Source organism: Kitasatospora sp. NPDC059973 (assembly GCF_042737525.1).
GTDB lineage: Bacteria > Actinomycetota > Actinomycetes > Streptomycetales > Streptomycetaceae > Kitasatospora.
Genome location: NZ_JBHWUI010000341.1, coordinates 1 through 2,812, shown reverse-complemented (window position 1 = coordinate 2,812; position 2,812 = coordinate 1). Strand labels below are relative to the sequence as shown.

Sequence of the window (2,812 nt, the reverse complement as noted above, 5' to 3'; positions counted from 1 at the left end):
GCGCTGCGGCGCGGGCGGCGGCGGGGCCTGGTAGCCGCCGGGCGGGCCGGCCTGCGGCTGCTGCTGCCCGTAGGGCTGCGGGGCCTGGTTGTGCTGCGGGGCCTGGTTGTAGCCGCCCGGCGGCTGCGGGCGGCCGCCGGGGGCCTGACCCCCCTGCCCCGCCTGGTAGGGCGGCGGGGCCACCGGCGGGCGCTGGGCGTAGCCGGGCGGCGGGGCCTGCTGGTAGCCGCGCGGCGGCGGCTGCTGGGGGTAGCCCTGCGGCCGGGGCTGACCGCCCTGGCCGCCCTGGTCGGGCCGGCCGCCCGGTCGGGCCTGGTAGGGCGGCGGGGCGACCGGCGGAGCCTCGAAGTCCGCCGGGTCGAAGTAGCCGATCTCGGTCTGCTGGTTGCGGTCGCGGGCGGCGCGCAGCTGGCTCTGCCAGGGGTGCGGCGCCTCCGGCTGCGGCGGTCCCGGCGGGGTGGGCGGCATCACCTGGGTGCGGTCCGCGGCGCCGTACGGGGCGGCCGGCGGCGGCTGGGTGCCCATCACCCGGGTCGCGGCGGCCGGGTCGTAGTGCTGCCCGCCCGGCTGGCCGGCCGGCAGCACCTGGGTCCGGTCCTCCGTACCCGGCGCGCCCGCGGCGGCGTCGGGCAGGACGCCCGGCGGGTTGCCCGGCACGGCGGCCGGCTGAGGGTCCGGCAGCAGCAGCGCGCCCACCGCGAGCGCCGCGTCCACCGCCGCCGGGGAGGCGTGCACGCCGACCCCGGCCGCGACCACCCGCAGCGCGCGGGCCAGCGCGACGGCGCTCGGCCGCTGCGCCGGGTCCTTGCGCAGGCAGCGCTCGATCACCGTCCAGAGCGGGTCGGGCATGGTGGAGGGCCGCTGCGGCTCCTGGGCGAGGTGCGCCTGGAGGATCTGCAGCGGGCCGTCGCCCTGGAACGGCTGGCGGCCGGTGACCAGCTCGTACAGCATGATCCCGGCGCCGTAGACGTCCACCGCGGAGGTCTGCGGGCGGCCCTCGGCGGACTCGGGCGCGACGTACGCCGGAGTGCCGACGAACTCGTGGGTGCGGGTGATGCCGGGAGAGTCGGCGAGGCGGGCGATACCGAAGTCGGTCAGCATCGGGTGCATCTGCTCGGTGCCGTCCACCACGGTGGAGGCGAGCAGCACGTTGGCCGGCTTGAGGTCGCGGTGGACGACGCCGTCGGCGTGGCTGGCCGCCAGCGCGTCGGCGACCTGGGCCATCAGCAGGGCGCCGGCGATCGGGCTGAACGGGCCGTTGCCGCGCAGGTAGCGGGCCAGGTCGGGGCCCTCGATCAGGTCCATCACCAGGGCCAGCAGCTCACCCTCGACCACCAGGTCGCGGACCTTGACGATGTTGGGGTGGGTCAGCCGCAGCAGCAGCGAGCGCTCGCGCAGGAAGCGCATCACCACGTCGGGGTCGGCCGCGAGCTCCTCGCGCAGCACCTTGATCGCCACCGGCTGCCCGGGCTCGCTGCCGGGCACCGCGACATCCGCGCGGACCCGTCCGCGCCAGACGGTGCCGGTGGCCCCCCGTCCGAGGGTCTCCTCAAGCAGATACTTGCTGCCGACTGGCCGCACCTGTCGCACTCCTCGCCGTGCCGCCCGCGCGGGGCGCTCCTCCGCAGGTGCGGTGAGCCTGCCGGGCCCGTGTTGCGGCCACTCTAACCGGGTCCGTTCACGTTTTCGGGGCGACCGGCGAGGGTTCCGGACGGGTCTGGGGGACATCCCCTAGGGGGGTCCCCGAGGCCGGCGGGCGGGGCGTTCGGGGGGACGGTTGACCTGACCCTCCGTCGCCCCCACCATGGCGATGATCGCAAGATCGTCAAATCCGGTACCGTGCGCGGACTGTCGGTGACGGATGGCAGGATGACAGTCGCCACTCTTGTGGCCCACCGTCGTCGCAGCCGCCCGCAGGGGCGTCCACCGCAGGCAGCCCGGGCAGCAAGCGTCAGCACCAGGCGTCAGCACCAGCAGAAGGGACCGCGGGCGAGATGCAGATCCGGCTGACCGTCCTCCGACCGCGCAGCGGCCCGGCAGCCGCCGGCTCCGCCATCCCCTACGTGGACGTGCTGGTCACCGCGCCCGTCGGCACCGCGCTCGGCTCCCTCGCGGGCGCCCTCGCGGGCGCCGTGGGCGTGCGCGGCCCACGAGCCGCCACCCATGTACACCTGTACGCCGGGGCGCACCGGGTGGACGAGCACACCCTGCTCGGCCACCCCCCGCTGCTCGACGGCGCCGTCCTCAGCCTCAACGAGCCCGACCCGACCGCCGACGACCCGGACGACGGCGCGGCCGCCGCCGAGCTGCGGGTGGTCGGCGGCCCCGACGCCGGCGGCGTGCACCGCCTGCACGGCCGGGAGATCCGGGTCGGCCGCTCCGGCGAGGCCGACGTCCCGCTCGACGACCCCGACGTCTCCCGCCTCCACCTCGCGCTGCACCTCGGGGAGGACGGCCGGGTCACCGTGCGGGACCTCGGCTCCACCAACGGCACCACCCTGGACGGCCGGATCGTCCCGCCCGGACCGCCCGAGGAGGCCGTCCCGCTGGAGGGCGGCGCCCTGCTGCGGATCGGCGAGTCCACCCTGCGGGTCACCCCGCCGGATCCCGGGTCCGGCCCGGGCGCGCCCGCCCGCGCGGCGCTGCCCGACGGCCACGGCCACCTCCAGCTCGCCGCACCCGCCCCCGCGCGGCCCGATGATCGTGGTCTCCCCGTGGAGCAAGGGCGGCTACGTCTGCTCCGAGACGTTCGACCACACCTCGGTGATCCGCTTCATGGAGAAGCGCTTCGGCGTGCGGGAGCCCAACATCT

1 protein-coding gene and 2 pseudogenes are annotated in these 2,812 nt (G+C 77.0%); 2 read left to right on the top strand and 1 reads right to left on the bottom strand.

The features are described 5' to 3' along the window. The coding region (locus ACFWA9_RS38900; protein WP_380394285.1) for a serine/threonine-protein kinase at positions 1–1,581 on the bottom strand (1,581 nt) is incomplete at its 3' end. Positions 1,582–1,994: 413 nt separating this feature from the next. Between ACFWA9_RS38900 and ACFWA9_RS38895 the strand changes: the two are divergent. Both ACFWA9_RS38895 and ACFWA9_RS38890 read left to right on the top strand, forming a co-directional pair. Beyond that, a pseudogene (locus tag ACFWA9_RS38895) lies at positions 1,995–2,540 on the top strand (FHA domain-containing protein); the annotation flags it as partial. Between the two features lie 145 nt (positions 2,541–2,685). Continuing rightward, positions 2,686–2,812 (top strand): annotated as a pseudogene (locus ACFWA9_RS38890) (alkaline phosphatase family protein); the annotation flags it as partial.